Origin of the sequence: Prevotella sp. P2-180 (genome assembly GCF_002251435.1) — a bacterium.
Lineage (GTDB): Bacteria > Bacteroidota > Bacteroidia > Bacteroidales > Bacteroidaceae > Prevotella.
Map to the genome: position 1 here is coordinate 1 of NZ_NPJI01000016.1, position 458 is coordinate 458.

Annotated in this window: 1 protein-coding gene; it reads right to left on the reverse strand. The window is 45.2% G+C overall.

Annotated elements, in window-relative coordinates; genetic code table 11:
• Positions 1 to 386, reverse strand: a 386-nt coding sequence (locus tag CIK98_RS02605; RefSeq protein WP_141210371.1) for a hypothetical protein, incomplete at its 3' end; no start/stop codon positions are given.
• Positions 387 to 458: the final 72 nt, after the last annotated feature.

Below are 458 nucleotides of genomic sequence, written 5' to 3' on the forward strand. Positions count from 1 at the left end.
ACCTCCAACTCTCTGCATGCTGAATGTCTGAACACGTCGTATTGAGTTCTGTCGCTCTTCTGCGCAATGTCGTCCACCAACTGCGCCAAAGCCTTCAGCATTCTGTCGATGTCGTCGTCCCAAAATTTCTCCACCGGCATCAGCACACATTCCTCCGCCATTTTCTTCACGTCAGCCATAGTGTTAGCCATCTCCCTCACGTTTTCAGCCGCATAAACAATAAGCCACGATGCCGACGCTTTCGGAATGTTTTCCATTTTCAGATATTCTCCGAGATGTTTCAGTTCCATCTCAATGTGGTAACGCAACTCATGCATCCTGTCGTAGATGCCCTTGGAGATGCAGCTTCGCATCTCCAATTCCTTTTCGATTTCAAAAAAATCCATACTTGTTTTTGTTAGTAATATAAATATATAGGTTTGGTAAGGAGGCTCGTAGTGAGTCCCTCATAAGTAAGT